The 1,848-nt window shown below is 71.4% G+C and carries 2 protein-coding genes; both read right to left on the bottom strand.

Annotation, left to right across the window (positions count from 1 at the left end; translation table 11 throughout):
* A partial coding sequence (locus G3N92_RS33330) for a PLP-dependent aminotransferase family protein (protein WP_206131761.1) occupies positions 1-1,201 on the bottom strand: 1,201 nt, incomplete at its 3' end.
* 287 nt (positions 1,202-1,488) lie between these two features.
* Positions 1,489-1,848, bottom strand: a 360-nt coding sequence (locus G3N92_RS33325; protein ID WP_206131760.1) for a TSUP family transporter, incomplete at its 5' end; no start/stop codon positions are given.

Raw genomic sequence — 1,848 nt, 5'->3', positions numbered from 1 at the left:
CGAGCTGCGCACGGCACTGCGCGCGCAGCCGCCGCAGATGATGCCGGTAGCCGCCGCCGTCGAGAAACTGCCCCACCGCTTCCTGAATGATCAACGGCTGGCCGATGCTCATCGTGCGCTTCAGTTCGACGATCGCGCGATGAAACCGGCCGCCGCTGACCCAGCCGAGCCGCAGCCCCGGCGCGAGCGTCTTCGACAGCGAGCTGCACAGCAGCACGTTGCCGCTGCGGTCGTACGATTTGGCCGCGCGCTGCACGGCGTCGAAGTGCAGATCGCTGAACGTCGCATCCTCGATCAGCGGAATCCCGAGCGCGTCGAGCCGCGCCACCAGGGCCGCACGCGCGGCGTCGGTCATGCTCGCGCCGGTCGGGTTGCTGACCGCCGTCGACAGCAGGCACGCGCCGATCCGCTGCGCGCCGGCCAATTGCGCGATCTCGTCGAGCGCAGCGGCGTCGCGGCCCGTGAAGCGCACCGGCACCGCGCGCAGGCCCAAGCGAGCGAGCGTGGAGAGGAATCCGTAATAAGCCGGCGATTCGACGATCACCGCGTCGCCCGGCCGGGTCACCGTCTGCAGGCACAGCCCGAAAGCCTCCACGCAGCCGTTGGTGATCAGCACCTCGTCCGCGCCGATGTGGCAGTTCCAGTTCGCCGCGTGCGAGGCCAGGCTCGCGCGCAACCGTTCGGCGCCCGGCGAGAACGAGACGGTCGCGAGCAGGCCGCTGTGGCGGCGCGCCGTGGACGCGACGCTGCGCGCCAGCGCCTCCACCGGAAACAGCGCGTCGCCGCACAGCGCGGTGCCGAACGACACCACACCGGGCAGGCTTTCCATTTCGTTGAGCGCGTCGTGGTCGAGCGGGCCGCGGTCGAATTGCGGTTCGGCGGGCGGCATCGGCGGTGCGGAGGTGGACGCGAAGGCGGCGGCGGTGGCAGCGGCCGAATCCGGCCGGCCCGCCCCAGAAGCCGGCTCGCGCGCCGGCACTGCGGCCTGCACGAAATAGCCGCGCTTCGGCCGGCTCTCGATCAGGCGGCGATCCTCGAGCGTGCGATAGGCGGCCAGCACCGTGGTGACGCTGACGGCCCGGTTGCGCGCGAGATCGCGCACCGATGGCAGGCGCTGGCCGGCCGTCCAGAGGCCCTGGCCGATCTCGTCCGACAGATGATCGGCGAGCGTCAGGTGCAATGCGTTCGGCTTTTGTCGCATGGGGAGGCGCAAGCGGGAGCGAGGGCGGCAGGCGCGGCGGGCGCGCCTGCCGGCGGCGGCTTGCCCGCTGGCGCGGGCGGCGTCAAGGATGCGGGGTTTTCGACGCGATCGCAAGACGCGTGGCAACGTCGTCGCGCCGCGTGCCTCGCGTGCGGTTATCGCATCGAGCGGCCGGTGTGCGGCGGATTTCGCTACTTTCGCCACCGCTTCTGCTGCTTCTGCTGCTTCTGCTGCTTCAACCGCTTCAACCGCTTCAAGCTTCCGCCACTTCCGCCGCCCCAGCCGCCTCAACCGTGCGCCGGCCCAAACGCCATATACAGCCCGAGCGCCACCAGCCCCGCGAAGAACACGCGCCGAAACGTCCGCTCGCCGACCACGTTGCGCAGCGCCTGCCCGCCCGCCATGCCGAGCAGCGCGGGCGCCAGCGCGAGCGCCGACATCCCGACGTCCACCGCCTGCAGGCTCGACGTCGCGGCCAGTTGCGCCGCGAGCACGATCGTCGAGGCCGTGAACGACAGGCCGAGCGCCTGCACGAGCGCGTCCTTGCCGAGTTGCAGCGATTGCAGATACGGCACGGCCGGCATCACGAACACGCCGGTGGCGGCCGTCACCGCACCGGTCAGATAGCCGACCAGCGGCGACAGCCA

The sequence above is a fragment of the Burkholderia sp. Ac-20379 genome (assembly GCF_017104645.1).
In the GTDB taxonomy this organism is placed as follows: Bacteria; Pseudomonadota; Gammaproteobacteria; order Burkholderiales; family Burkholderiaceae; genus Burkholderia.
The sequence above is the reverse complement of the archived record's forward strand: the minus strand, read 5'-3'. Positions and strand labels throughout refer to the sequence as shown.